Origin of the sequence: Roseomonas alba, from assembly GCF_019430885.1 — a bacterium.
GTDB lineage: Bacteria > Pseudomonadota > Alphaproteobacteria > Acetobacterales > Acetobacteraceae > Neoroseomonas > Neoroseomonas alba.
The window spans coordinates 126,069-149,649 of the sequence record NZ_JAHYBZ010000007.1; the positions used below are offsets into that span (position 1 = coordinate 126,069).

24 protein-coding genes are annotated in these 23,581 nt (G+C 69.2%); 6 read left to right on the plus strand and 18 right to left on the minus strand.

The genetic code is table 11. The features are described from left to right. Positions 1 to 76 precede the first annotated feature (76 nt). Positions 77 to 1,675 carry a GMC family oxidoreductase gene (locus tag KPL78_RS19770; protein ID WP_219764727.1) on the minus strand — a complete coding sequence of 533 codons (1,599 nt, stop codon included), beginning with the start codon at positions 1,673 to 1,675 and terminating at the stop codon, positions 77 to 79. Then, positions 1,668 to 2,618 (minus strand): LysR family transcriptional regulator, encoded by a 951-nt coding sequence (locus KPL78_RS19775; protein ID WP_219764728.1) that lies wholly within the window; start codon positions 2,616 to 2,618, stop codon positions 1,668 to 1,670. Before KPL78_RS19775 ends, KPL78_RS19770 begins: the two co-directional genes overlap by 8 nt. Positions 2,619 to 2,734: 116 nt before the next feature. On the opposite strand from KPL78_RS19775, the gene KPL78_RS19780 reads away from it, so the two are divergent. Next, the gene (locus tag KPL78_RS19780; protein WP_219764729.1) at positions 2,735 to 3,169 is read left to right on the plus strand and encodes a DoxX family protein; all 435 of its coding nucleotides are present in this window, start codon (positions 2,735 to 2,737) and stop codon (positions 3,167 to 3,169) included. An 82-nt stretch (positions 3,170 to 3,251) separates the two neighbouring features. Further along, positions 3,252 to 4,322, plus strand: a complete 1,071-nt coding sequence (locus KPL78_RS19785; RefSeq protein WP_219764730.1) for an alkene reductase — start codon at positions 3,252 to 3,254, stop codon at positions 4,320 to 4,322. A gap of 265 nt (positions 4,323 to 4,587) precedes the next feature. Here KPL78_RS19785 and rfaE1 read toward each other — a convergent pair whose 3' ends face one another. The 5 genes from rfaE1 to thrC form a co-directional block, all read right to left on the minus strand. Continuing rightward, positions 4,588 to 6,048, minus strand: a complete 1,461-nt coding sequence (gene rfaE1 / locus KPL78_RS19790; protein WP_219764976.1) for a D-glycero-beta-D-manno-heptose-7-phosphate kinase — start codon at positions 6,046 to 6,048, stop codon at positions 4,588 to 4,590. Between the two features lie 78 nt (positions 6,049 to 6,126). Further along, positions 6,127 to 7,452: a TldD/PmbA family protein gene (locus KPL78_RS19795; RefSeq protein WP_219764977.1), complete on the minus strand. Its 1,326-nt coding sequence runs from the start codon at positions 7,450 to 7,452 to the stop codon at positions 6,127 to 6,129. 41 nt (positions 7,453 to 7,493) lie between these two features. After that, the gene (locus KPL78_RS19800; RefSeq protein ID WP_219764731.1) at positions 7,494 to 8,180 is read right to left on the minus strand and encodes a class I SAM-dependent methyltransferase; all 687 of its coding nucleotides are present in this window, start codon (positions 8,178 to 8,180) and stop codon (positions 7,494 to 7,496) included. 201 nt (positions 8,181 to 8,381) lie between these two features. Continuing rightward, positions 8,382 to 9,647 (minus strand): M16 family metallopeptidase, encoded by a 1,266-nt coding sequence (locus KPL78_RS19805; protein ID WP_219764732.1) that lies wholly within the window; start codon positions 9,645 to 9,647, stop codon positions 8,382 to 8,384. An 18-nt stretch (positions 9,648 to 9,665) separates the two neighbouring features. Further along, a complete protein-coding gene (gene thrC / locus KPL78_RS19810) occupies positions 9,666 to 11,063 on the minus strand; it encodes a threonine synthase (protein ID WP_219764733.1) in 1,398 nt (465 codons plus the stop codon). Between the two features lie 282 nt (positions 11,064 to 11,345). Here thrC and KPL78_RS19815 point away from each other — a divergent pair, with 282 nt between their 5' ends. Continuing rightward, positions 11,346 to 12,170, plus strand: a complete 825-nt coding sequence (locus tag KPL78_RS19815; RefSeq protein ID WP_219764734.1) for a calcium-binding protein — start codon at positions 11,346 to 11,348, stop codon at positions 12,168 to 12,170. Between the two features lie 42 nt (positions 12,171 to 12,212). On the opposite strand, the gene KPL78_RS19820 is transcribed toward KPL78_RS19815, so the two are convergent. Continuing rightward, positions 12,213 to 12,434: a helix-turn-helix domain-containing protein gene (locus KPL78_RS19820; protein ID WP_369412787.1), complete on the minus strand. Its 222-nt coding sequence runs from the start codon at positions 12,432 to 12,434 to the stop codon at positions 12,213 to 12,215. A 3-nt stretch (positions 12,435 to 12,437) separates the two neighbouring features. Continuing rightward, entirely contained in the window at positions 12,438 to 12,950 is a 513-nt protein-coding gene (locus KPL78_RS19825; protein ID WP_219764735.1) for a hypothetical protein, read from the minus strand. 66 nt (positions 12,951 to 13,016) lie between these two features. Between KPL78_RS19825 and KPL78_RS19830 the strand changes: the two genes are divergently transcribed. Beyond that, positions 13,017 to 13,565 carry a hypothetical protein gene (locus tag KPL78_RS19830; protein ID WP_219764736.1) on the plus strand — a complete coding sequence of 183 codons (549 nt, stop codon included), beginning with the start codon at positions 13,017 to 13,019 and terminating at the stop codon, positions 13,563 to 13,565. A gap of 12 nt (positions 13,566 to 13,577) precedes the next feature. Here KPL78_RS19830 and typA read toward each other — a convergent pair whose 3' ends face one another. The 9 genes from typA to KPL78_RS19875 all read right to left on the minus strand — a co-directional run bounded on the left by typA (position 13,578) and on the right by KPL78_RS19875 (position 22,570). Continuing rightward, positions 13,578 to 15,416, minus strand: coding sequence for a translational GTPase TypA (gene typA, locus KPL78_RS19835; protein ID WP_219764737.1), 1,839 nt, complete (start codon positions 15,414 to 15,416; stop codon positions 13,578 to 13,580). A 256-nt stretch (positions 15,417 to 15,672) separates the two neighbouring features. Further along, positions 15,673 to 16,392 (minus strand): hypothetical protein, encoded by a 720-nt coding sequence (locus tag KPL78_RS19840; RefSeq protein WP_219764738.1) that lies wholly within the window; start codon positions 16,390 to 16,392, stop codon positions 15,673 to 15,675. 457 nt (positions 16,393 to 16,849) lie between these two features. Next, positions 16,850 to 18,034: an MFS transporter gene (locus tag KPL78_RS19845; protein WP_219764739.1), complete on the minus strand. Its 1,185-nt coding sequence runs from the start codon at positions 18,032 to 18,034 to the stop codon at positions 16,850 to 16,852. A 511-nt stretch (positions 18,035 to 18,545) separates the two neighbouring features. After that, positions 18,546 to 18,911 carry a hypothetical protein gene (locus KPL78_RS19850; RefSeq protein WP_219764740.1) on the minus strand — a complete coding sequence of 122 codons (366 nt, stop codon included), beginning with the start codon at positions 18,909 to 18,911 and terminating at the stop codon, positions 18,546 to 18,548. Positions 18,912 to 18,921: 10 nt separating this feature from the next. Continuing rightward, positions 18,922 to 20,853, minus strand: coding sequence for an acetate--CoA ligase (acs, locus tag KPL78_RS19855; RefSeq protein WP_219764741.1), 1,932 nt, complete (start codon positions 20,851 to 20,853; stop codon positions 18,922 to 18,924). A gap of 164 nt (positions 20,854 to 21,017) precedes the next feature. Then, entirely contained in the window at positions 21,018 to 21,371 is a 354-nt protein-coding gene (locus KPL78_RS19860; RefSeq protein ID WP_219764742.1) for a hypothetical protein, read from the minus strand. Between the two features lie 136 nt (positions 21,372 to 21,507). Then, on the minus strand, positions 21,508 to 21,858 hold the full coding sequence (locus KPL78_RS19865; protein ID WP_369412788.1) for a Rieske (2Fe-2S) protein: 351 nt from the start codon (positions 21,856 to 21,858) through the stop codon (positions 21,508 to 21,510). After that, on the minus strand, positions 21,855 to 22,274 hold the full coding sequence (locus KPL78_RS19870) for an EVE domain-containing protein (RefSeq protein WP_219764744.1): 420 nt from the start codon (positions 22,272 to 22,274) through the stop codon (positions 21,855 to 21,857). Before KPL78_RS19870 ends, KPL78_RS19865 begins: the two co-directional genes overlap by 4 nt. Continuing rightward, positions 22,271 to 22,570, minus strand: a complete 300-nt coding sequence (locus KPL78_RS19875; RefSeq protein WP_255569238.1) for a YciI family protein — start codon at positions 22,568 to 22,570, stop codon at positions 22,271 to 22,273. The genes KPL78_RS19870 and KPL78_RS19875 overlap by 4 nt, the downstream gene beginning before the upstream one ends. Before the next feature lie 65 nt (positions 22,571 to 22,635). Here KPL78_RS19875 and KPL78_RS19880 point away from each other — a divergent pair, with 65 nt between their 5' ends. Both KPL78_RS19880 and ccmD read left to right on the plus strand, forming a co-directional pair. Then, on the plus strand, positions 22,636 to 23,436 hold the full coding sequence (locus tag KPL78_RS19880) for a heme ABC transporter permease (protein WP_408904490.1): 801 nt from the start codon (positions 22,636 to 22,638) through the stop codon (positions 23,434 to 23,436). Continuing rightward, the gene (gene ccmD, locus KPL78_RS19885) at positions 23,433 to 23,576 is read left to right on the plus strand and encodes a heme exporter protein CcmD (protein ID WP_219764745.1); all 144 of its coding nucleotides are present in this window, start codon (positions 23,433 to 23,435) and stop codon (positions 23,574 to 23,576) included. The genes KPL78_RS19880 and ccmD overlap by 4 nt, the downstream gene beginning before the upstream one ends. Positions 23,577 to 23,581: the final 5 nt, after the last annotated feature.

The window sequence follows — 23,581 nt, forward strand, 5'->3', positions numbered from 1 at the left end:
GCAAACCGTTCGGCCTGCGTTGCACGAGGTCCGGAAGGAGGCGAAGCCCCTTCTCAGCTAATACAGGCGCCGCACCTCACCGCGCATCCTCCGCGATCAGATCCGCGGCCTTCTCGGCGACGCTCAGCACGGTCGCGTTGATGTTGCAGACGGGGATGTCAGGGAAGACCGAGGCATCCGCGACGCGCAGCCCGGCGATGCCGCGGAAGCGCAGGCGCGCATCGAGCGGCGCTGCGGCGTCGCCGCCCATCCGCACGGTGCAGGAGGGGTGATAGACGGTCCCGCCGGTGGCCTTCGCGACGGCGAGCAGGGCCTCGTCGCTTTCCGCCTCGGGGCCAGGCCGGACCTCGTGCGCGACGATGCCGTGCAGCGGCTCCGCACCCATCCAGCGGCGGGCCAGGCGCAGGCCGCGCACCACGCAGTCCTCGTCGGCGCGCTCGGTCAGGAAGCGGGGAGCGATGGCGGGGGCATCCTCGGGGCGCGGGGATTTCAGCGTCACGGACCCGCGGCTGTGCGGGCGGCACTGCCAGACGCCCAGGGTGAAGCCGGGTTCGGTCTCCGGCACGCCGATGCGGCCATCCTGCCAGGACAGCGGGCCGCCATTGATCTGGATGTCGGGCGCATCGAGCCCCGGGACGGTGCGCGCGAAGAGCGACATCATGCCCGGCGACCAGGTCAGCACGCCCTTGCCGGAGGTCATCCAGCGCAGCACCTCGACGCCCAGGCGCGGCCAGACGATGCGGCGGTTCGCCGACCAGCGGTGATCGGTCAGGCGGAAGGTCAGGCGAACGATGTAGTGGTCCTGCAGGTTGCGGCCCACCGCGGGCACGTCCATCAGCGGCGTGATGCCGTGCTGTGCGATCTCCTCGGCCGGACCGATGCCGGACAGCAGCAGCAGATGCGGCGACCCGATCGCACCGGCGGCGAGGACGACGCCGAAGCGGGCGCGGATCAGGCGTTCCTCACCGGCGCGGCGGATCAGCACGCCGGTCGTGCGGCCGTCCTCGACGAGGATGCGCAGCGCGAGGGATTCGTCGATGACCGTGAGGTTCTTCCGCGACAGCGCCGGGACCAGATAGGCGCGCGCGGCGGAGATGCGACGCTGGCCGCGCCGGGTCTGCTGGAAGGTGGCGAAGCCCTCGCGGCGCGGGCCGTTCATGTCCTCGTTGACGGGCAGGCCGATGGCCTCGGCGGCCGCGGCGAAGCGATCGAGCAATTCCGGCCGCTCAGCAAGGTGCTCGACCGGCTGCGGGCCCGAGGTGCCACGCCCTTCCCCGCCGCCCTCGAAGGATTCATGGCGTTGGAAATAGGGCTGGAAGTCGTCCCAGCCCCAGCCCGCGCAGCCCTTCTGCGCCCATAGGTCGTAGTCGGTCGGATCGCCGCGCACATGGCCGAGGCCGTTGATGGACGAACACCCGCCCCAGACCTTGCCGCGCGGATAGTCGAGCGCGCGGTTGCCCGTCGCCGCATCGGGTTCCGTGCGAAATCCCCAGGTCAGCTTCGGATGATCGAGGATCTTCGCGTAGCCCGCGGGGATATGGATGTAGGGGTGGCGATCCTTGCCGCCGGCCTCGATCACCGCGACCGTGGCACGGCCATCGGCCGACAGGCGGTTGGCGAGCACGCAGCCGGCGCTGCCCGCGCCGACGATCACATGGTCGAAGGTGTCAGTCATCATCGCCTTTCGGCGCGCCACTGGCCTCGACGGCCGGCACCTCGCGCGCCACGGACAGGATCAGGCGGCGCAGCCAGGCATGGCCGGCATCGCTCTCGAAGCGGCGGTGGAAGATCATCGACAGGCGCGTATGGCGGATCTCGACGGGAGATTCGCGCAGCGCCAGGCCGTGATCCTCGGCGATGACCCGCGCAAGGCGCGAGGACAGCGTCATCACCATGTCGGTACGCTTCAGGATCTCCGGCACCGCGGACAGATGCGCGACCACCGCCCCCAGCCGCCGCTTCTTGCCCCGCGCGGCGAGCGCCATGTCCAGCGCGCCGTCCCGCGACCCATTCGGCGAGTGCAGCAGATGCGGGAAGGTGATCAGCCGGTCCTCGGTCAGGACGCCCTTGGCCAGCGGATGGCCCTGGCGCATCAGCGTCATGAAGGCTTCCGGCAGCAGGCGGATGCGCGTGTAGATCGCCGGCGGCTCGGGCAGCATGCCCAGCGCAAGCTCTGCCTCGCCACGTTCGACCAGTTCCTGCCAGTTGGTGCGGTCGGCATGACGGATGGCGAGCAGCGCGCCCGGCGCCTCGCGCGCCATGCGTTCCAGCAGCATCGGCGCCAGCACCGCCTCGGCATATTCCGACAGGGCGATCACGAAAACACGATCCGTGGTGCCCGGATCGAAGGGCGCATGCACGGCAAGGGTGTCGCGCAGCCGGTCGAGCACCTCCGCGACCGGGCCGGCCAGCGCCAGCGCCAGTTCCGTCGGTTCCACGCCACCAGGGCGGCGCAGGAACAACTCGTCATTCAGCGCCGCGCGCAGGCGGGCGAGCGCATTCGACACCGCCGGCTGCGACAGATGCAGCCGGTTCGCCGCGCGCGTGACGTGGCGCTCGCGCGCCACGGCATCGAAGACGCGCAGCAGGTTCAGGTCGAGGGTCGCGAGGTCCGCCATTCGTGGCGGTGATGATGACCGTTCCGAAGGCCCGTTGGAAGATGGCCCCTGTCCCGACGCATGTTCCCGGCCACCAAAGGGGCCCGCGGGGCCCTTCCGAAACAGGGACCACGACCATGCTCGACGTGAAGACCACCACCCCCTACGCCGCCTTCCTGCTCCGCGTGAGCATGGGCGTGCTCTTCCTGGCCCACGGCGCGGTGATGAAGCTGTTCGGCTTCGGCATCGCCGGCACCATGGGCTATTTCGGCTCCATCGGCTTCCCGCCCATCTTCGGCGCCATCGTCATCTTCGCCGAAATCGGCGCGGGCCTGGCGCTCATCACCGGCATCGGCGTGCGCGTCGTCAGCCTGCTGGCGGTGCCGATCCTGATCGGCGCGACGCTGCAGCATGCGCCGAATGGCTGGGTGTTCAGCACCCGCGGCGGCGGCTGGGAATTCCCCGCCTTCTGGACCGTGCTGCTGCTGGTGCAGGCGGGCCTCGGCGCGGGTGCCTTCGCCCTCGACCTGAACCGGCTGCTCGGCCGGCAGGTGGTCCCGGCTGGCGCCTGAGCGAAGCCACACCACATCGACGGGCAAGTGGGGCGGGGGAGCCATCCCCCGCCCCTTCCGCTGTCACAAGGACATGGCCTTCATGACCGACACGAGTCTTCTGTTCACCCCGGTGCGCCTGGGCGACGTCACGCTGAAGAACCGCATCGCCCTGGCGCCGATGACGCGCAACCGTAGCCCAGGCGGAATCCCGACCGACCTCAATGCCCTGTACTACGCGCAGCGCGCCTCGGCCGGCCTGCTGATTACCGAGGGCACCACGCCCGATGCCGGCGGGCGCGGCTACATCGACATCCCCGGCCTGTATGACGCCGCGCAGGTCGCCGGCTGGAAGAAGGTCGCCGACGCCGTGCATGCCAAGGGCGGCAGGATCTTCGCCCAGGTGATGCATACCGGGCGCATTTCCCATCCCGACTTCCTGGATGGCGGCACGCCAGTCGCGCCCTCCGCCATCGCCGCCGCCGGGACGATCATCACGCGCGAGGGCCCGAAGCCCCTGCCCGTCCCCCGCGCGCTGGACGCCGCGGAAATCCCCGCGATCATCGCGACCTACGGCCGCGCCGCGCGGCTGGCAGTCGAGGCCGGCCTGGACGGCGTCGAGATCCACGGCGCCAACGGCTATCTGCCGAGCCAGTTCCTCGCGACCAACGCCAATCAGCGCACGGATGAATGGGGCGGGTCGGTCGAGAACCGCGCGCGCTTCCTGCTCGGCGCCGTCGCCGCGGCGGCGGAAGCCATCGGGCCGGGTCGCGTCGGGCTGCGCGTCAATCCGGGCGGCACCTTCAATGACGTCGCCGACACCGACGGCGCGGCGACGCTGACCCACATCGCGACGGCGCTGAGCGGCAAGGGACTCGCCTATCTGCATCTGGTCGGCGGGGCCTATGACTACGATGCGGCCGGCATCGCCCGGCGGCATTTCGACGGGCCGCTGATGCTGAACGGCGGCTACGACGCGGCACGAGCCGAGGCCGATTTGGCCGCGAAGCGCGCCGACGTCATCTCCTTCGGCGTGCCATTCCTCGCCAATCCGGACCTGCCGGAGCGGCTGCGGCTCGGCGTCGCGCTGAACGCGCCCGATCCGTCGACCTTCTATGGCGGGGATTCGCGCGGCTACACGGACTATCCGGCGCTGCCCGCCGCGGCGGAGTAACGGACGGCTTCGGATGATTGGAGGGGCTCTGCCCCTCCAATCCACCCCACCAAAGGCCCAAGGCCTTTGGAAACCGTCACTTGGCGCCGGGCAGCACCGCCGCGCCAGTCCCCTCCGAGCGCGCACCGTGCGCAGGAGCGGGTTTCAGCATCATTCTGCCAGCGGCGCCCGGCACCACATCGAGGTTTGCAAAGGCCTTTCGGCCTCTGCTGGGGAGGGTCAAAGCCCCTCCCGGTTCCACGGCACTTGAAGAGGACCCGGGGTCCTACCCCTTGATCTTCGCGACCGTCGCCGTCGTGGAATTCCCCGGCAGGAGTTGCGCCAGCCGCACCTCGCCGCCGTAATCCTGCACGATGTCGCCGCCGACCACCTGCTCCACCGTGTAGTCGGCGCCCTTCACCAACACGTCGGGCTTCAGCAGGCGGATCAGTTCGACCGGGGTGTCCTCGTCGAACACCGTCACGCAATCGGCGGTGGCGAGCGATGCCAGAACCGCCGCACGGGCCGCTTCGCCCTGGATGGGCCGCGCCGGGCCCTTCAGGCGCTTAACCGAAGCATCGGAATTCAGCCCAACGACCAGCCGGTCGCACCAGGACCGCGCCTGTTCCAGCAGATGGACGTGCCCGGGATGCAGCAGATCGAAGCAGCCATTGGTGAAGCCGATGCGCCAGCCGCGGCGGCGCCAGCGTTCCACCTGCTCAGCCGCGGCCGCGCGGGACATCACCTTGCGCAGCGCGCCGCGCTCGGGCGTCAGCGCCTCGGTGAGTTCTTCCTCGCGCGCCACGGCGGTGCCGACCTTGCCCACCACGATGCCCGCCGCGATGTTGGCCAGCCGCGCCGCCACTGGCAGGGGTCGTCCGGATGCGATCGCCGCCGACAGCGTCGAAACCACCGTGTCGCCGGCGCCGGAGACGTCATGCACCTCCTCCGCCTCGGCAGGGAAGTGGTGAATGCGGTCGCCTTCGAGCAGCGTCATGCCATCCTCGCTGCGCGTCACCAGCACGGCGTGGAAGCCGTGGGCGTCGCGCAGCGCCCGCATGGCGGCGATGATCCCGTCCTCGGTGTCCACCTTCATGCCGGTGGCCTCGGCCAGTTCGCTGCGGTTGGGCGTGACCAGGTCGGCGCCGGCATAGCGCCCGTAGTCGCGCCCCTTGGGGTCCACCACGACCTTGCGGCCGGCGGCCTGCGCGGCCTCGATCAGGCGCTTCGCGGTATCGCCGCCGAGCACGCCTTTGCCGTAGTCGGACAACACCAGAACGGCCGTCGCGGCGACGGCATCGCCGGCGATCTTCACCATGCGGTCCGCGAGGCGCGGATGGATGGACTGCACGACCTCCTGATCCGCGCGCAGCAGATGCTGGCCATTGGCAATGAAGCGGGTCTTGGTCGTGGTGGTCCGGCCGCCCTGGACCAGCAACCAGGGCTCGACGCCGGGTTGGCCACCAATCAGGCCGGTCAGGTCGCTGCCCGCCTGGTCGTCACCGACCACGGAGACGAAGGCGACCGCGGCACCCAGCGCCGTGAGGTTGCGCACGACATTGCCGGCCCCGCCGGGCATCGCGACCTCGCGGTCCACGGCGAGCACCGGGACAGGCGCCTCGGGGCTGATGCGGCGGACCGAGCCATAGACATAGCGGTCGAGCATCGCGTCGCCGACCACAAGGACGGAGGCGCGCTTCAGGCCACGGATGGCCTCCGCCAGCTCGGCCACAGGGATTTCCGGCATCGGCCGGTCGGGGTCGGACACGTGGCCTGTCATGTTGCCAGCCCTACCCTATGGTTGTGTTGCAACGCAAGGTAACGGTCATGCGCCTGCCATGGTCAGGCCCTCGAGCCGGACCGTGGGGCTGTCCGTTCCGCGACGGAATTCCAGGTCATTGGCCGGAGTCATGCGCTGGAACATGTCCGTGAGGTTGCCGGCGATGGTCAGTTCGCTCACCGGTTCGGCAAGTTGGCCGTTGCGGATCATGAAGCCCGAGGCGCCGCGGCTGTAGTCGCCGGTCACCCCGTTCACACCCATGCCGATCAGATCGGTGATGTAGAGGCCCTCGGCGATGTCGGCCATCAACTCCGCTGGCGTCATGGTTCCGGGTTCGAGCCAGAGATTGGTCGGCGCCGGGCCGGGCGGGCCTCCCGTGCCCCGGCTGGCATGGCCGGTGGACCCCAGGCCAAGTTGCCGCGCGGAACGCCAGTCAAGCAGCCAGGTCTTGAGCACGCCATCCTCGACGATGGCGCGGGCTTCACCCGGCATGCCTTCGCCATCGAAGGGGCGGGAGCGCAGGCCGCGCCGGCGCAGCGGATCGTCACGCACGGTCAGGCCGGCGGCGAGGACCCGCTCGCCCATCCGGTCCTTGAGGAAGGAAGTGCCGCGCGCGACCGCCGCACCGTTGATTGCCCCGGTCAGATGGCCGAGCAGGCTGCCGGACACGCGTGGGTCAAACACCACTGGAATCCGCGCGGTCTTGGGGCGGGTCGGGTTCAGCCGGCGCACCGCAAGTTCCCCCGCCTTGCGCCCGATCGCCACCGGATCGCCGAGATCGGCGAGATGCACGGTCGAGGACCAGTCGTAGTCGCGTTCCATCCCCGTGCCCGAACCCGCGACCGCGGTGGTTGAGAGGGAATGGGACGTGCGGGCATAGCGGCCGGCAAAGCCGTTGGACCCGACGAGGGCGATCTCGTAGCGACCCCAGCCGGCATCGGCGCCGTCGGAATTCGTGACGCCGCGCACAGCCATGGCGGCTTCCTCGGCCGCCGCGGTACGGGCGAGCAGGTCATCCGCACTCGGTTCCGCCGTATCCGCGAGGTCGAGGTCGCGCGGCGGGATGGCGACCGCCTCGGGCAGGCCGGCGAAGGGGTCCTCCGGCACCACGCGGGCCATGGCGACGGCGCGTTCGGCGAGCGTCGCGAAGCCCTTGGGGTCCGGGTCGGTCGAGGAGACGATCGCCACGCGCCGGCCGAGGAAGACGCGCAGGCCAAGGTCGCAGCCCTCGGAACGCTCAAGCTGCTCGATGGCGCCGAGACGGCGGCGCACGGAGAGCGAGGTGGAGGCGACCAGCAGCGCATCGGCGGCATCGGCCCCGGCGCGCTTCGCGGCGGCGATCAGGTCGGAAAGCGTGGTGAGGCGGTCCATCATGTTACCCGTCTGGTATGGGGGAGCAGGGGCGGCGACCCTCAATGTCCTGCGATCGCCTGGCAGCACTCGTCGATGGCCTCGGCCTCCTTGGCCAGCCGCAGGACCGGCAGATGGCGCTGGAGATCGAACCACGTCATGCGCGAAATGGCCTCTAGATCATCGTAGATCGGCTTTCGCGCCGTGCCCTTGCCATACCAGACAAGGGTTTGCGGGTTCCCGTTCTCGTTGATGGTCCTGTAGTCCAGGAACGGGAAGAAGTCGTGGATCAGGAAGACGATCTTGAACACGTCTCCATGCCAAGCGTTGCTCTTGTCGCCGGCCTGATGCCGCAGGCGATGCGCTTCCGCCTGTTGCCGGTGAGCCGAATAGACATCGTCGGGCAGCGTGTCGTCGATCAGTATGGCCGAACGCCGCGTGGTATGCGCGAGGGTATTCGTCAGATCCCTCACGACCTGCTCGAAGACATGCAAGCCGTCGATGAATACAATCCCGAAATCCCCGTCCTTCGGAAACTCCGAGAAATAGCGATCGCTCGTGATCGCATGGAAGCGGGTCATGGCATTGGCATGCACGGCGGTATCGAAGACGAAGCCCGGATCGACCGCCACCCGCTCCGGCACCTCGACGTCCAGGAAGGTCGCGCCAGCCCTGACGCCGATCTCGAGATAACGCTCGACGCCCAGGCGACCGGCCAGGGCGTTGATGCGGCGGGCGGAAAAGTTCATCGCGTCACTCCGGTCCAGCCTTCAGTTTCGCCATGATGCCCGCCAGCACCGGGTGATGTCAGAGCCCGCTTCAGAACGCGCCATGCGGCGCATGCCCAATGCCGGCACCGGCCGGCACCCCCGGTCGGCCACCCAGCGACAGTATCCCGGATGGGTGACCGGGTGGGGCGCGGGCCGGTTCCGGTCTTCTCAATTGGGCTCTCAGGCTGCCAGCCGCTCCATGATCATGTCGACGGCGGGCACGTGCTCGGCCGGCCCCATCGTCGCCAGCGTCGGCGCCGCGCGGAACATGTGCGCCGCAGCCTGCTGCACCTGCTCCACCGTGACGGCGGCGATCTTCGCCTTGGTCTCCTCGACCGGGATGACCCGGCCGAAGACCTGCAGCTGCCGGGCGAGCTGCTCGCAGCGGCTGCCGGTGCTTTCCAGCGACATCAGCAGCGAGGCACGGAGCTGCGCCTTGGCGCGGGCCAGCTCATCCTCGGTGACGTTGTGCTGGACGGCGCGCAGCGCCTCGATCGTCACGGGCATCAGCTCGGCGGCTTCCTTCTCGCCCGTGCCGGCGTAGATCTGGAACAGGCCGCCATCGCGGAAGGGCGAGGCAAAGGAATAGATCGAATAGACCAGCCCGCGCTTCTCCCGGATTTCCTGGAACAGGCGGGAGGACATGCCGCCGCCGAGCAGCGTCGAGAGAAGCTGCGTCGGGTAGTGCAGCGGATCGCCGTGCTGGACCGAGGGAAAGCCGAGCACGATGTGCACTTGGTCGAGGTCGCGGGTCTCGCGGAACTCGCCCCCGGCGTAGCGGGCGGCCTCGGCGGTCGCGACGCCGGTCTGCGGCAGGTCGGCGAAGTGGGTCTTCACCAGATCGAGCAACGCGTCGTGCTCCAGCGCGCCGGCTGCGGCGACGACCATCTGGCCCGGGCCGTAATGGCTGCGCATGTAGCCGGTCAGCGCATCGCGGCTCATCGCCTTGATGGTGTCCTCGGTGCCGAGGACGGGGCGGCCCATTGCCTGCTGGGGAAAGGCCGTCTCCTGGAAATGGTCGAAGACGATGTCGTCGGGCGTGTCGTTGGCCTGGCCGATCTCCTGCAGGATCACGCCGCGCTCGCGCTCGATCTCCTCGGGCGCGAAGGTGGAATGGGTCAGGATATCGCCGATGATGTCGACGGCGAGGCCCGTGTCCTCCTTCAGCACCTTGGCGTAGAAGGCGGTCTGTTCGCGCGCGGTGTAGGCGTTGAGATGGCCTCCGACATTCTCGATCTCGCGCGAGATGGCGGCCGCGTCGCGGCGTGCCGTCCCCTTGAAGGCCATGTGTTCGAGGAAGTGGGAGACGCCGTTGACCTCCGGCGCCTCGTGCCGCGTGCCGACGCCGACATAGGCGCCGACCGAGACGGTCTCTACGCGCGGCATGGTCTCGGAAACGACGGTCAGGCCATTGGGCAGGCGGGTGACGCGGACGGCATCGGTCATGTGGGGTGGGGGCTTCCCTCAGGCGGCGTTGCGGCGGGCATGGGCGCGGACGGCGGCCTCGATGGCGCCGAGATCGTTCGGCATCACGCCGAAGCGCTCCTCGCGGTCATATAGGTCGGCGAGACGCGCTGGCAGAGGGGGGCGGATGCCGGTCGCGCGTTCCACCGCATCCGGGAACTTGGCGGGATGGGCCGTGGCGGCGACGATGACCGGGATGGCGGCGTCGGCCGGCGCCAGGGCCCGGGCGGCGGCGGTGCCGACCGCGGTATGTGGATCGGCCAGGTATCCGGCCGTGGTCCAGAGGCGGCGGATCTCGGCGAGCGTGCCCTCATCGTCCAGGGTGAAGCCGGTGAACAACGCCGCGGCCTGCTTCCAGGCAGCGTCGGGCACCGGCATGCGGCCCTCGGCGCGGAAGCGGGTCATGGTCTCGGCGGTGGCCGCCGCGTCGCGGCCCAGCAGCTCGAACAGCAGGCGTTCGAAATTGCTGCTGACCTGGATGTCCATGGACGGCGACAGCGAGGGCTCGACCGGCAGGGCCGACATGTCGTTGGACGCCAGGAAGCGGGCCAGGATGTCGTTGCGGTTGGACCCGATGATGAAGTGGCTGATGGGCAGGCCCATGCGCCGCGCCACCCAGGCCGCCAGGACGTTGCCGAAATTGCCCGTGGGGACGCTGACCGCGACCTCCCGGTCCGGCGCACCCAGCGCGAGCGCGGCCGCGACGTAATAGGGCACCTGCGCGGCGATGCGCGCCCAGTTGATCGAGTTCACCGCCGAGAGGTGCATCTCAGCCCGGAAGGGCGCGTCGTTGAACATCGCCTTCACCAGGTCCTGGCAGGCGTCGAAATCGCCCTGGACGGCGATGTTCTTCACGTTCGGCGCCAGCACCGTGGTCATCTGGCGGCGCTGCACCTCGCTGGTGCGGTTCTCCGGGTGCAGGATGACGATGTCGACGGCCGCGCGATCGCGGCACGCCTCGATGGCCGCCGAACCGGTGTCGCCCGAGGTCGCGCCAACGATCGTCACCCTCTCCCCGCGCCTTTCCAGCACATGGTCGAACATCCGCCCCAGCACCTGCAGGGCCATGTCCTTGAAAGCCAGCGTCGGCCCATGGAACAGCTCCAGCGCGAAGGTCCGGTGGTCGAGCTGCACCAGCGGCACCACCGCCGGATGACCGAAGCCGGCATAGGCATCCTCGCAGATCGCCTGGAGCGGCAGGTCGCCGGCGCCGAACAGCGACAGGATGCGCGCGGCGAGCGCCGGATAGGGCAGTCCGCGCAATGCGCGCCATTCGGCCGTCGTCAGTGTCGGCCAGGTCTCCGGGACGAAGAGGCCGCCATCCTCGGCAAGGCCCGCCAGCAGGACGGCTTCGAAATTGCGCGGCGCCGCCTGGCCGCGAGTGGAGACATAGCGCATGGGGCGGTCTTTACCGGGTCAGGGGCAAGGCGGCGAGGGGCGTTGTTGGCATTGGCCAGCCCACCTCGTCCGGCATCGCCAGCCAGGCGGGGTTGCCCGCCGACACCTACATCACCGGTTTATTAACATGCCGGTCTATTCATTTCGACCCCGACACGCATCGCGGGATAGCCTTCACCTGCCCGCCACACGGCGCATCGCACCCGCCTCGGCGGCGCCGCACGGACGACTCACGGGCCAGGTCGGTAAGCGCCTGACCGCATCATCTGGGAGGATTCGAACATGCCGCGTTTCACCTTGACCAACCGGAGCGACAACTTCGATTCCCGGGATGAACCCGACTGGGGCGATTTCAGCCGCGTCTCCGGCGGCAATGGCAGCGACACCATCCGCATCGATGGCGACCACAACGTCCTGGACGGCGGGAATGGCGAGGACGTCCTGTATGCCTGCGGCGACTTCAACCTCCTGCTGGGCGGCAACGGCAAGGATTCGCTGCGCGTGGTGGGCGACGACAACCGGCTCTATGGCGGCAATGGCGTGGATGTCCTTGTCGCGGTCGGCGAAGGCAATCTGCTGGATGGCGGCAACGGCGCGGATCGGCTGACCAGTGTGAGCCATGGCGGCTTCTACGAGATCGGCGAAGGCAATGTCCTGACGGGCGGGCAAGCCTTCGACAGCTTCGTCCTGAACAACCGCAGCGACCTGCGCGTGGTCAATGACGAGTCCGGCAGCCCGCATCTGCCCTGGCTACCCCCACCCGCGGGCGCAGGCGTGGTGAGCGAAGGCGACATCATCGTCGGCGTGATGGACGAGATCACCGATTACACGGCCGGGGAACGCCTGCGCATCGGCGCGACGCGGGAAGCGGATGCGCCCGTCGGCCTGGATGATTTCGCGCCCCATCACCAGCACCTGGAACTGACGGACGGCGAATATGCCTTCATCCGCGGCGACCAGGTCGGCAATGGCCGCTTCGAGGTGACCGATGACGGCGGCGACCTGCTGCTGGTCTATGACGCCAACGGCGGGGGCGATGCCCTCTTCCTCCAGGGCGCAGTGGTGCTGCAGGGGGTCACCGACCCGGAGTCAGTCTTCATCGGCTGACGCGTCATGCGGGCGGGGGCGCTCCCCCGCCCGGCCGGCTCGTCAGCCTGGGTCGGGATCTCCTGGCCGGTATTCCAGCAGGTCGCCAGGCTGGCATTCGAGCGCGGCGCAGAGCCTGTCCAGCGTGTCGAAGCGCACGCCCTTCACCTTGCCGGATTTCAGCAGAGAGAGATTCTGCTCGGTGATGCCGATCCGCGCGGCGAGATCACGCCCGCGGATCTTCCGCCGCGCCATCATCACATCGAGATTCACGAGGATCGGCACGGGTCAGACGAAGCCCTGGTTTTCCTCCAGCGCCGCGGCCGCGCCACGCAGCACGGGTCCGAGCGCCATTAACGTGGCGCCGAGCGCGACCAGCAGCACGGCATTCGTGGACATGCCGATCTCGATCGCCAGGCGCCCCGGCGCCAGGGTCAGCGCGGCGAGCAGGACAGCCCGCCCGAGCGGCTCGTACAGCCCCACGATCAGCACGGACAGGCCGAGCCGATGCAACGCGATGCCGACGCGCGGCGCGACCTCCCCGCGCCCGATCGGGCGCAGGGCCGGCATCAGGGCGAACAGACCCCAGCCGAGGCAAAGCGAGGGCAGAAGCGTCGTGGCGATGCCGACGGCGCGCAGCGCCGGCGAGACGGGCCCCAGCACGACACCGTCCCCGAGCAGGGCAAGCGCGATCAGCCGGTCATCGAACCAGATCACTACCGGCGCGACCACCGCGAAGAGGATCGCGGCCAGGACGGCGATGCCGGCACGGCGGGCGGCGGAATGGGCGGGCGATGACATCTCGGCACTCCGTTGACAGGCAGAAATTTATCGTATCACGATAATAAATCAACATGAGAATTGAACATGCGCCTGATCACGCTGCTCCTTGCCCTGACGGTTCCAGCCTGTGCGCCGGTGCCCGCTGCCACCATGCGGGCGCTGCAGACGACGGACCCGGCAACGACCGACCTTGCGGCGTTGCGGGCTGCCGTGGAGATGCCGGACGCGCTGCGCCCACGACCGGGAACCGCCCGGCTGGTGTTCCAGCTCGGCGGCAGGGAGGGTCGTTTCGGGTTGGAGGAAGACGAAGCCGCTTCCCGGCTGGCCCGGCAGGATGCGCCGCCGGCCCCGGGCCGCCGCATCCTGGCATTCCGCCTGACATCCGAAGGGCGCGACGCGCTGGACGCGTTCCGCCGCGCGCCCGGGGCACGCCGCATGACCATCGGCATCGCTGCCGACGCCTGTCGCGCCGGTTCGATCGGCGACGGGCCGCTGATGATCGGCACCTGGGTCAGCACGGCGCAGACCGGGCGCTTCGTTGCGCTGACGCAGTTCGATCTGCGCCGGCTGGCTGGCGATGCCGCGATCGCCGCACTGCCACCCTGCGTCACGCCGGCGGAAGGGCCGGCGTGACGGCAGGCGTGCTTACGCCGCTTCGCTCTCCGCACGCCGGGCGTGCTTCTTGCGCTCATGCGGGTCGAGGTAGCGCTTGCGCAGGCGCACGGCCGAGGGCGTGACCTCCACCAGCTCGTCGTCCTCGATGTAGGCGATGGCCTGTTCCAGCGACATGCGCCGGGGCGGGATCAGCAGCAGCGCCTCATCCTTGCCGGCGGCGCGGATGTTGGTGAGCTTCTTCTCCTTGATCGGATTCACGTCGAGGTCGTTGTCGCGCGAATTCTCGCCGAGGATCAGGCCGACATAGACCTTGTCGCCCGGGTTCACGAACAGCGTCCCGCGCTCCTGCAGGTAGAACAGCGCGTACTGGATCGCCTCGCCATCGGCATTGGAGATCAGCGAGCCGTTGCGGCGGCCCTCGATCACGCCGGCCCAGGGCTGATAGCCCAGGAACAGGCGGTTCATCATGCCGGTGCCGCGCGTGTCGGTCAGGAATTCGCCGTGGTAGCCGATCAGCCCGCGTGAGGGGATGTGGAAGGTCAGGCGAACCTTGCCGCCGCCCGACGGCCGCATGTCCTGCATCTGGCCCTTGCGCAGCGACATCTTCTCGACGACGACGCCCGAATAGGTCTCGTCCACGTCGATCAGCACTTCCTCGAAGGGCTCTTCCTTCTCGCCGGTCTCGGCATTCTCGCGCGTCAGGACGCGGGGGCGGCCGATGGTGAGCTCGAAGCCCTCGCGGCGCATCGTCTCGATCAGCACGCCGAGCTGGAGTTCGCCACGGCCGGCGACCTCGAAGGCGTCGACTTCCTCGGACACCTTCACCTTGATGGCGACGTTGCCCTCGATCTCCTTCATCAGGCGATCGCGGATCTGGCGCGAGGTGACCTTCTTGCCCTCGCGCCCGCCGAGCGGACCGTCATTGATGCGGAAGGTCATGGCGAGGGTCGGCGGATCGACCGGGATGGCCGGCAGCGGCGCGGTCACCTCGGGGGAAGCGATGGTGTCGGGGATGGTCGCGTCCGACAGGCCGGCGATGGCGATGATGTCGCCCGCCTTCACCTCCTCGACCGGCACGCGGTCGAGGCCCGAGAAGGTCATCAGCTTGGTCAGGCGGCCGGTTTCGACCACCGTGCCGTCCTGGCGCAGCACGCGCACCGGCATGTTGAGCCGCGCCACGCCCTGCTCGACGCGCCCGGTGAGGATGCGGCCGAGGAAGTTGTCGCTCTCCAGGATCGAGGCGTTCATCGCGAAGGGCGCGTCGAAATCGACCACCGGCGCCGGCACATGCGACAGGATCAGGTCGAACATGGCCGAGAGGTCCTTGCGCGGACCGTCCATCGACTCATCGGCCCAGCCCTGGCGGCCGGAGGCGAACAGGGTGTGGAAGTCGAGCTGCTCGTCGGTCGCGCCGAGGGCGGCGAACAGGTCGAACACCTCGTCATGCACCTCGTGCGGACGGGCGTCCTGGCGGTCCACCTTGTTGATGACGACGATCGGCTTCAGGCCGCGGGCCAGCGCCTTGGTCAGCACGAACTTGGTCTGCGGCAGCGGGCCTTCGGCCGCGTCGCACAGCACGATGGCGCCGTCGACCATAGACAGGATGCGCTCGACCTCGCCGCCGAAATCGGCGTGGCCCGGCGTGTCCACGATGTTGATCTTCACGCCCTTCCATTCGACCGCGGTCGACTTGGCAAGGATGGTGATGCCGCGTTCGCGTTCCAGGTCGTTGCGGTCGAGCGCGCGCTCGGCGACCTGCTGGTTGGCGCGGAAGGCGCCGGCCTGCTTCAGCAGCTGGTCCACGAGCGTCGTCTTGCCGTGGTCGACGTGGGCAATGATGGCCACGTTGCGGATATGGGCGGCGCTCATCCGCGCTCTCCTGTGTCTCGGCGCCACACGGCAAACCGCGCCCCGGCCCCGGTACCGGGCTGGTGGCGTGTCCTTCGTCAGCGGATTGTGCGCCGCACACATAGGGGGGCGAGCGTCGGAATGCGAGGGAAAAAGGGCGGCACCTCCTCTGACGGAGGCGCATGGCGGCCCGCGGCCATGGGGATCCGGCCGCGGGCCACCGTGCAACGGGGGCGGCGCCGGGCGATTGGGGGACGTCGCCGGCGCCGCGATCCCGTCACATGCCCAAGCTGCGGGTCATGCTGGCCGCTTCGGCCATCAGGGTCGTGGCGCTGGTGACATCGCGGCGCCCCAGGGCCACGCGGGCCTGGGCCAGCTTGGCCACGGCGCCATCGCGGATCGGAATGCCCTCGGTGCCGGCGATGGTCGACCGCGTCAGCATCAGCGTCTCGGCGCGCTCCACCAGCTCGCTGGCGAGCGGTAGGCGGCCTTGCCGGGCGGCCTGTTCCGCCTGGCCCAGCAGCGCGGTCGGGGACCCGGTCGGCGCGACCGAATCCGCCACGGCCGCGGTGCGGTCGCCGCCGTTCAGGACGTCACCTTGCATCGGCAGCCGGGGATCGACCGAAGCCTGTGGCATGACCGGCCGGGCGGGGGCCGGCTGCGTCATGGGTGCGACATAACCGGGGCTGGCCGGGACGACTGTCGGGCGCAACGGGGCCGGCGCGGGGATGCCCGGCGCATTCGGGGCCATCTGCGGCGTATAGCCGGCGGGGGCGGGCAAGGCGGAGGGGTTCGGCGCGGGGTAGGCCGGCGTGGTTACCGGCCGGGCCGGGATACCCGGCGCGTTCGGCGCCATCTGCGCATCATAGCCGGGCGGCGCCGGCAGCGGCGTCGCGACCGGAGCCGAATAGACGGTCCCGCCCTGCATTTGCGCAAGGGCTGGAGTAGCGGCGAGGCCAAGGCCAAACATGGCGAGGCGAATTGCGTTCTGACGCATGTTAATCTCCTCTTCTGTCGGACGTTGCAGGTTTACGCGGCAGATATGCCGGAATATTGTCTGGAATCTGGCGTCATCATGACCTTAAGACCAGATGTAACGCCGAATGAAAATTGGAGAATCCTTTACGATTCTCACCCTTTTTCCGATTTCTCTGCCGCTCGATTATCCTGCGATGAGTTTATCCGTCGGCGGTTCAACGCTCGTTCCGCGCGATGGTTTCGTGGTCCTGGCACGCTGCGACTCGGGCCATGGTGCCGCACGGAGCAGGAACGGCCTTGTGTTCCCCCGGTTGATCGAGGCACAAAGTCTTGAATTCGTGGGGGTTCGCGACTCGCCTGCAGGCGTCAGCGATTCGTTCGCGCGACTCGGACCAAGTGACTGATTCGGAACGGGGTCGCTATGGCGATTCCGCCGGCCAGAATCACTTTCTGTTCCATACGGCCGGTTCGTGGCGTCAGGCCGGCCGGCTCGCCAGGGACCAGGACAGCGCCGCCAGCAGCACCCCGGCGACACACAGCGTCAGGCCCAGCCCCACCGTCGTATCGCCCAGTCCGAAGAGCACCGGCCCCAGCGACTGCCCGGTGAAGAAGGAAAAGGCGTGCAGCGACACCGCGCTGCCGCGGAACTGCTGGGACAGCTCGGTCGCCCGCGTCTGAATCGCGTTGTGGATCATGTAGAAGGCGGTGCCGAGCAACACTCCCGACAGCACCGCCACCCATAGCGCCGGCGCCAGCCCAAGGCCCACCAGCGCGAGCAGGCCGATGACGCCGCCCAGCCGCACCACCGGCGCCTGGCCGAAGCGCATCAGCAGCCAATGCGCCAGCGCCGCATAGGTCAGCCCCCCCAGGCCGAAGGCTCCGATCGCCAGGCCGGCCTCGGCCGTCCCCCCGATGTCGCGTGCGATCATCAGCGAGGCCATGAAGGGGAAAGACCCGAAGACCAGCGCGCCCTCCGCCGCCACAGTCGCATAGAGCGGGATCGCCTGCGGATTGGCGAGGATGGTTCCGTAGCGCCGCATGGCCAGCACGGGATTGTAGTGCGTGATCGGCTCCCGTGCTGCGCCGCGCGACGCCGCCAGCAGGGTGACCAATCCCAGCACCGCCGCCAGGGCACAGAGCGCCAGCATGCCGCGCCAACCCGCCAGGGCCGCCACCGGCCCGGCAATGGCACCGCCGGCGATCTGCCCCGAAATGCCGAAGACCAACATGCGTGATAGCGCCACCTGTCGGTCCCGGAGTGGCACCGCATCGCCCATGATGGCGAGCGTCAACGGCATCATCCCGCCCGCCGCCGCGCCCGACAGCGCCCGGAACGCCATCAGCCACCCCAGGGACGCCGCCACCGCCGACAGCAGCAGCAGTACCGCCAGCAGGCTGAGACAGGCCGTGACCACCCGCCGCTTGCCGATGGCATCCGCGACCGGCCCCAAAATCGGCTGCACCAGCGCGAAAGGCAACGTATAGGCCGTACCCAGCAGCGCTACCTGCGCCGCCGTGCTACCAAGATCGGCCGCGATATCCACCACCAGAGGGTCGGTCGCTCGCGTCGCCAGCGCCCCGGCAAAGACCGCAGGGCCATACATCGCCAGCACACGATTCATCCGGGCGCGGCTGGCGCCGTGGTCTTCAGGGGCGGTCATGGCGCTACGCTGCGCCGCAGCACCGCCCCCGGCAAGCTGCGCGAGGCGCAACCCTGCTGCCCGGGGCGGCTTTGAGGCGACGGCGTATGGGGAGGGGGTTCCGCTGCTCCCTACCCGAGGCCTCCCAACCAGGCGACCACGGGCCCGCTTCCGCTGGCGAGAACCGGAGGGGCCTGCCCCTCCGCCCCCCGCCATCGGGTTCCGGTTGACGTTGCTCCGCAACGCCAATGTGTGCTCCTGGTGCTCGGAGCTCCTGGACCGCAATCTCCTGTATCGGGCATGACAGTCGGAACAGCCCCGCCAAGCGCCTTTCGTGCGCAAAATCGGGTATCGGCATCCATTCTTTCGGTGTTGCCCGGCGCCAAGTGATGGTTTCCAAAGGCCTCGGGCCTTTGGCGGGGTGGCTTGGAGGGGCGGAGCCCCTCCAACTGCGTCAGCCGAAATCAGGAAGACCTTTCGGCCCTTGCCAGGGAGAGGCGCAAAGCCCCTCCCCCCCCCAAAGCGCGCCCCCTCAGAACGCCTGCGCCACCAGGGCGAAGGTGCAATCCTTCGGCAGTGCCGCGACGAAGTGGCGCAGAGCCTCCAGGGCTGGCGGGCTCTCCGCTTCCCCCTCGCCGTACATCTCGTCCAGCAGCGCGGCGATTTCGGGTGGAGAGACCAGGGCGCACCAGCAGGCGGACGCCATCTGCCGGCCCGTCAGCGCGCCGTCACGGATGCGTTCCACGACCTCGGCGAAGACGTCCCGGCCGGAGCGCGGGAAGAAGGGACTGATGCGATAGGGCGCGCCCTCGATGCAGGCCGCGCGCCCGCGCAGCACCGGCATGACCAGATCGGGCCCCCCGATATAGACATCCCGGTACCGCGCAGGTTGCAGCATGGCGCGCGCCTCAGCCCACCTTGTTGTCGATCAGTTCCTGCACCACGCCGGGATCGGCGAGGGTGGAGGTGTCGCCGAGGCCTTCCGTCTCGTTCGCGGCGATCTTGCGCAGGATGCGGCGCATGATCTTGCCCGAGCGGGTCTTGGGCAGACCCGGCGCCCACTGGATGGCATCCGGCGTCGCGATCGGACCGATCTCCTTGCGGACCCAGGCGACCAGTTCCTTGCGCAGCGGCTCGGTCGGTTCGACGCCGGCCTTGAGCGTGACATAGGCGTAGATGCCCTGGCCCTTGATGTCGTGCGGCATGCCGACGACGGCGGCCTCGGCGACGGCAGGGTGGGCGACCAGCGCGGATTCCACCTCGGCGGTGCCCATGCGGTGGCCGGCGACGTTGATCACGTCGTCCACGCGGCCGGTAATCCAGTAGTAGCCGTCGGCATCGCGCCGCGCGCCGTCGCCGGTGAAGTACATGCCCTTGAAGGTCGAGAAATAGGTCTGACCGAAGCGCGCATGGTCGCCATAGATGGTGCGCATCTGGCCGGGCCAGCTATCGAGGATGACGAGGTTCCCCTCGGTCGCGCCCTCGAGGATGTTGCCCTCATTGTCCACCAGCGCCGGCTTCACGCCAGGCAGCGGCAGCGTCGCGGAACCGGGCTTCTGCGCGACCGCGCCGGGCAGCGGGGAGATCAAGATGCCGCCGGTCTCGGTCTGCCACCAGGTGTCGACGATCGGGCAGCGTTCGTCGCCGACGACGCGGTAGTACCAGAGCCAAGCCTCCGGATTGATCGGCTCGCCCACGGACCCAAGGATGCGCAGCGTGCTGCGGTCCCACTTCTTCACCGGCGCCTCGCCGTCGCGCATCAGGGCGCGGATGGCGGTCGGCGCGGTATAGAAGATGTTGACCTTGTGCTTCTCGCAGACCTGCCAGAAGCGGCTGTTGTCGGGCCAGGAGGGCACGCCCTCGAACATCAGCGTGGTCGCGCCGTTCGCGAGCGGGCCATAGACGATGTAGGTGTGCCCCGTGACCCAACCGACATCGGCGGTGCACCAGTAGATCTCGCCGTCGCGGTAGTCGAAGACGTTCTCATGCGTGAAGGACGCCCAGACCATGTAGCCGCCGGTCGTGTGCAGCACGCCCTTGGGCTTACCGGTGGAGCCGGAGGTGTAGAGGATGAACAGCGGGTCTTCCGCGTTCATCTTCTCGGGCTCGCAGGTCGTGCCTTCGCCTTCGGTAATCGCATCCCACCAATGGTCACGGCCCTTCATCATCTCGACCGCACCGCCGGTGTTCTTCGCGACGATGACATTGCGGATGGACGGGCAGGTCAGCAGGGCCTCGTCCGCATTGGCCTTGAGCGGCACCTTGCGGCCGCCGCGCCGGCCTTCATCGGCGGTGATCAGCAGGGAGCATTCCGAATCCTGGATGCGGGAGGCCAGGCTGTCCGGGGAGAAGCCGCCGAAGACGATGGAATGGATCGCACCGACGCGCGCGCAGGCGAGCATCGCCACCGCCGCCTCAACGATCATCGGCAGGTAGATGCAGACCCGGTCGCCCTTCTTCACGCCGAGCCGGCGCATGGCGTTCGCCAGCTTGCAGACGCGGGCATGCAGTTCGCGATAGGTGACCTTGGCGTCGCTGTTGGGATCGTCGCCTTCCCAGATGATCGCGACCTGGTCGCCGCGCTTGGCGAGATGGCGGTCGAGGCAGGAGACGGAGGCGTTGAGCTCGCCATCCGCGAACCACTTGATCGAGACGTCGCCGGTGAAGTCGACGGCCTTGATCTTGGTCGGTTCCTTCATCCAGGCGATGCGGCCCATCTCGCCGCGCCAGAAGGCGTTGGCGTCCTGCGCCTCTGCCGCGACCATCGCCGCGCGCTTCGCGGCGTCGATCCGCGCCGTCGCGGCGATCTCGGGCTTCACTGCGATGATGTCGTCCGCCATGGGTGGCCTCCCTGACCTTGGGTTATTCTCTGCTTGCGGATTTGCTGCCCCGTTTTGATTCAGGTCAACCTTCGCAAGGGCTTCGGTTCAAGACGCCGAAAAGCAACCGCCCGCCCGGGAATTCCGGGCGGGCGGCGCGGGTTGGTCGGGAGGGGTGAGGGGCGTCAGTTGGTGCGCGAGGGCGCTGGCGTGGCAGGCGTCGCCTGGCTGCGCTGGTCGGTCCGCGGCGTGGTCGTGGCGCCCGTCTGCGGCGCGGACGGCGTCGCGGGACGCTGGGCCGAACCGGTCACCGAGCCAGCCGGGTTGTGCGGCGTCGCCGGGCGGGTCGCCTGGGTCGTGCCGGTCGCCGGACGCGCGGGCTGGGCCTGCGTCTGATGCTGGGTCTGCGCGGGCGCGGCAGCGGCGGGAGCGGCGGGCGCGGTGCCCGTGACGGCCGGGCTGCCGCCCTGGGCGAAGGCCGGGGCGACGGCGAGAACGAGGCCGGTGGCGAGGAAGGCGGTCCGGGAGATCTGGCGCATCTGGTCCTCCTGTGTTGGTCCGAGCGCAAGGAGGAGTTGACCCCGCGGCCGGGGCCCGTCCGCGGCGGCGGCAAGGTCCTTTCGGGGCGATCGCGGCGGGGTCAAGGCAGGCGTGGCGAAGCGATGGCGGCCGGGCCTACAGCCCGGCATCCTCCGGCACCAGCACGCGGCCGTGGTCGTCGATGCGGTGCGGCACGGCCTCCAGCGATTCGCCGTAGCAGGGACCCTGGGTGCAGAAGCCGTCCTCGACCCGGAAACGCGCGCCATGGGTCGAACAGAGGATGTGCAGCTTCTTCGTATCCAGGAACCGATCCGGCACGGGGTCGAGCGGCACGCCGATATGCGGGCAGGAATTCACATAGACCCAGACCTGGTCCCCGCGCCGCACGGCGAACAGCCCGACGAAGCCGCCGGGGGCGGCCGGAAACCCCTTGGAATTGCCGTCGGGGATGTCCTCCAGGGCGCAGAGCACCCTTTCGCCGGTCACTTGCCCTTCCATCCGCCCATCTTCGCGATGACCTTCCAGTGCTCGGGCGAGATCGGCATGACCGACAGGCGCGACATGCGCACCAGGGCGATGCCCTCCAACTTCGGCTCGGCCTTGATGTCCGCCAGCGTCACCGGCTTCGGCACCGGCCCGACCGCCTTCATGTCCACGCAGACCCAGGGGCTGCCTTCCTCCGCCGAAGGGTCGGGATAGGCCTCGCGGACCACCTCGACCACGCCGACGATCTCCTTCCCCACATTGGAATGATAGAAGAAGGCGAGGTCGCCCTTCTTCATCGCCGCCAGATTCGCCTTGGCCATGTGGTTGCGCACGCCGGTCCAGGGCTCGACGCCGTTGGCGACCTGCTGGTCCCAGGAAAAGGCGTCCGGTTCGGATTTGACGAGCCAGTGATTCATTCCGACAGGGCTCCATCCTTGAACACGATGCGATAGGGGTTGATCGACACCCGCGCGAAACAGCCGGCCTTGGCGAAGGGATCGCCCTCGGTCAGAGCCTCCACCGCCGCCCGGTCCGGGGCCTCGATCACGCGGACCGAGCCGATGGAATTGCCCTCGGCATCCATGATCGGGCCGGCGATGACCAACATCGCCCGGTGCCGGTCCAGCCAGTCGAGATGCGCGGCCCGCACGGCGCGGCGGGTCGCGCCCATGCCGGGCTTGTCCTCGATCGTCACGGCGAAGAGCATCCGCATCCCCCTCGGTCCCCATCGCACCTACGGCGCTTCAATAACCGGCGGCAATCCCCTAATCAGGGCGCGTGGACGGACCCCTCACCCTCGGCCCCGGAGCCGCGGCGCCTCGCCCGGCCGGCGGGCGCAACCTGCACCGCTTCGCCAATCCCGGCCGTTTCCTGCGCGCCACGGGGCGGCTGATGCCTGTCCTGTGGGCGGCGGCACTGGCCGTGCTGGCCCTCGGCGTGGCCTGGGCGCTGGTCTTCTCGCCGCCCGACTGGCAGCAGGGCGAAACGGTCCGCATCATGTACGTCCATGTCCCGATGGCCTGGCTGGCCATGGGGGGCTACACGGGCCTCGCCATCCTGTCGGTCATGTCGCTGATCTGGCGGCATCCGCTGGCCGACCTCACCGCCCGGGAGCTGTCGCCCGTCGGCGCCGCCGCGACCGCCTTGTGCCTCGCCACCGGCAGCCTGTGGGGCAAGCCGATGTGGGGCACCTGGTGGGTGTGGGATGCGCGGCTGACCTCGGTCCTCGTGCTGTTCTTCCTCTGGCTCGGCCACGCCGCGCTGGTGCGCGCCTTCGACGATCCGGAACGTGGGGCCCGCGCCGGGGCGATCCTGGCCCTGGTCGGCTTCGTGAACGTGCCGATCGTGAAGTTCAGCGTCGACTGGTGGAACACGCTGCACCAGCCGGCCTCGGTCACCCGCATGGGCGCGCCGGCGATGCATGTGGACATCCTCTATCCGCTGCTGGTCTGCACCCTGGGCTACACGCTGCTCTTCGCCGCCGTGGTCCTGGCCCGCACCCGCGCCGCCGTCATGGAACGCCGCGTCCGCGCCCTGCAACTCGCCCGCGCCCGGCGCGAGGACGCCACCCCGGCATGACCCTGCACTGGTGGCATGTCCTGATCTCCTACGCCCTGACGGCCGTGGTGTTCGGCGCACTCGCCGGCGGCGCCGCGCTGCGGCACCGGACGGCGAAGCGGATGCTGGCGAAGCTCGACCCGCGCGGTGACCGTTCGTGACTTGC

Excerpts from the sequence above, each read along its gene's own strand:
- KPL78_RS19825 (WP_219764735.1), bottom strand. The coding sequence starts at position 12,950 with ATGTCATCGCCCGCCCATTCCGCCGCCCGCCGTGCCGGCATCGCCGTC.
- KPL78_RS19830 (WP_219764736.1), top strand. The coding sequence starts at position 13,017 with ATGCGCCTGATCACGCTGCTCCTTGCCCTGACGGTTCCAGCCTGTGCG.
- KPL78_RS19840 (WP_219764738.1), bottom strand. The coding sequence starts at position 16,392 with ATGCGTCAGAACGCAATTCGCCTCGCCATGTTTGGCCTTGGCCTCGCC.
- KPL78_RS19870 (WP_219764744.1), bottom strand. The coding sequence starts at position 22,274 with ATGAATCACTGGCTCGTCAAATCCGAACCGGACGCCTTTTCCTGGGAC.
- KPL78_RS19805 (WP_219764732.1), bottom strand. The coding sequence starts at position 9,647 with ATGACCGATGCCGTCCGCGTCACCCGCCTGCCCAATGGCCTGACCGTC.
- KPL78_RS19785 (WP_219764730.1), top strand. The coding sequence starts at position 3,252 with ATGACCGACACGAGTCTTCTGTTCACCCCGGTGCGCCTGGGCGACGTC.
- KPL78_RS19795 (WP_219764977.1), bottom strand. The coding sequence starts at position 7,452 with ATGGACCGCCTCACCACGCTTTCCGACCTGATCGCCGCCGCGAAGCGC.
- ccmD (WP_219764745.1), top strand. The coding sequence starts at position 23,433 with ATGACCCTGCACTGGTGGCATGTCCTGATCTCCTACGCCCTGACGGCC.
- thrC (WP_219764733.1), bottom strand. The coding sequence starts at position 11,063 with ATGCGCTATGTCTCCACTCGCGGCCAGGCGGCGCCGCGCAATTTCGAA.
- KPL78_RS19875 (WP_255569238.1), bottom strand. The coding sequence starts at position 22,570 with ATGCGGATGCTCTTCGCCGTGACGATCGAGGACAAGCCCGGCATGGGC.
- KPL78_RS19850 (WP_219764740.1), bottom strand. The coding sequence starts at position 18,911 with ATGCTGCAACCTGCGCGGTACCGGGATGTCTATATCGGGGGGCCCGAT.
- KPL78_RS19860 (WP_219764742.1), bottom strand. The coding sequence starts at position 21,371 with ATGCGCCAGATCTCCCGGACCGCCTTCCTCGCCACCGGCCTCGTTCTC.
- acs (WP_219764741.1), bottom strand. The coding sequence starts at position 20,853 with ATGGCGGACGACATCATCGCAGTGAAGCCCGAGATCGCCGCGACGGCG.
- rfaE1 (WP_219764976.1), bottom strand. The coding sequence starts at position 6,048 with ATGCCGGAAATCCCTGTGGCCGAGCTGGCGGAGGCCATCCGTGGCCTG.
- KPL78_RS19815 (WP_219764734.1), top strand. The coding sequence starts at position 11,346 with ATGCCGCGTTTCACCTTGACCAACCGGAGCGACAACTTCGATTCCCGG.
- typA (WP_219764737.1), bottom strand. The coding sequence starts at position 15,416 with ATGAGCGCCGCCCATATCCGCAACGTGGCCATCATTGCCCACGTCGAC.
- KPL78_RS19845 (WP_219764739.1), bottom strand. The coding sequence starts at position 18,034 with ATGACCGCCCCTGAAGACCACGGCGCCAGCCGCGCCCGGATGAATCGT.
- KPL78_RS19780 (WP_219764729.1), top strand. The coding sequence starts at position 2,735 with ATGCTCGACGTGAAGACCACCACCCCCTACGCCGCCTTCCTGCTCCGC.
- KPL78_RS19800 (WP_219764731.1), bottom strand. The coding sequence starts at position 8,180 with ATGAACTTTTCCGCCCGCCGCATCAACGCCCTGGCCGGTCGCCTGGGC.
- KPL78_RS19775 (WP_219764728.1), bottom strand. The coding sequence starts at position 2,618 with ATGGCGGACCTCGCGACCCTCGACCTGAACCTGCTGCGCGTCTTCGAT.
- KPL78_RS19770 (WP_219764727.1), bottom strand. The coding sequence starts at position 1,675 with ATGACTGACACCTTCGACCATGTGATCGTCGGCGCGGGCAGCGCCGGC.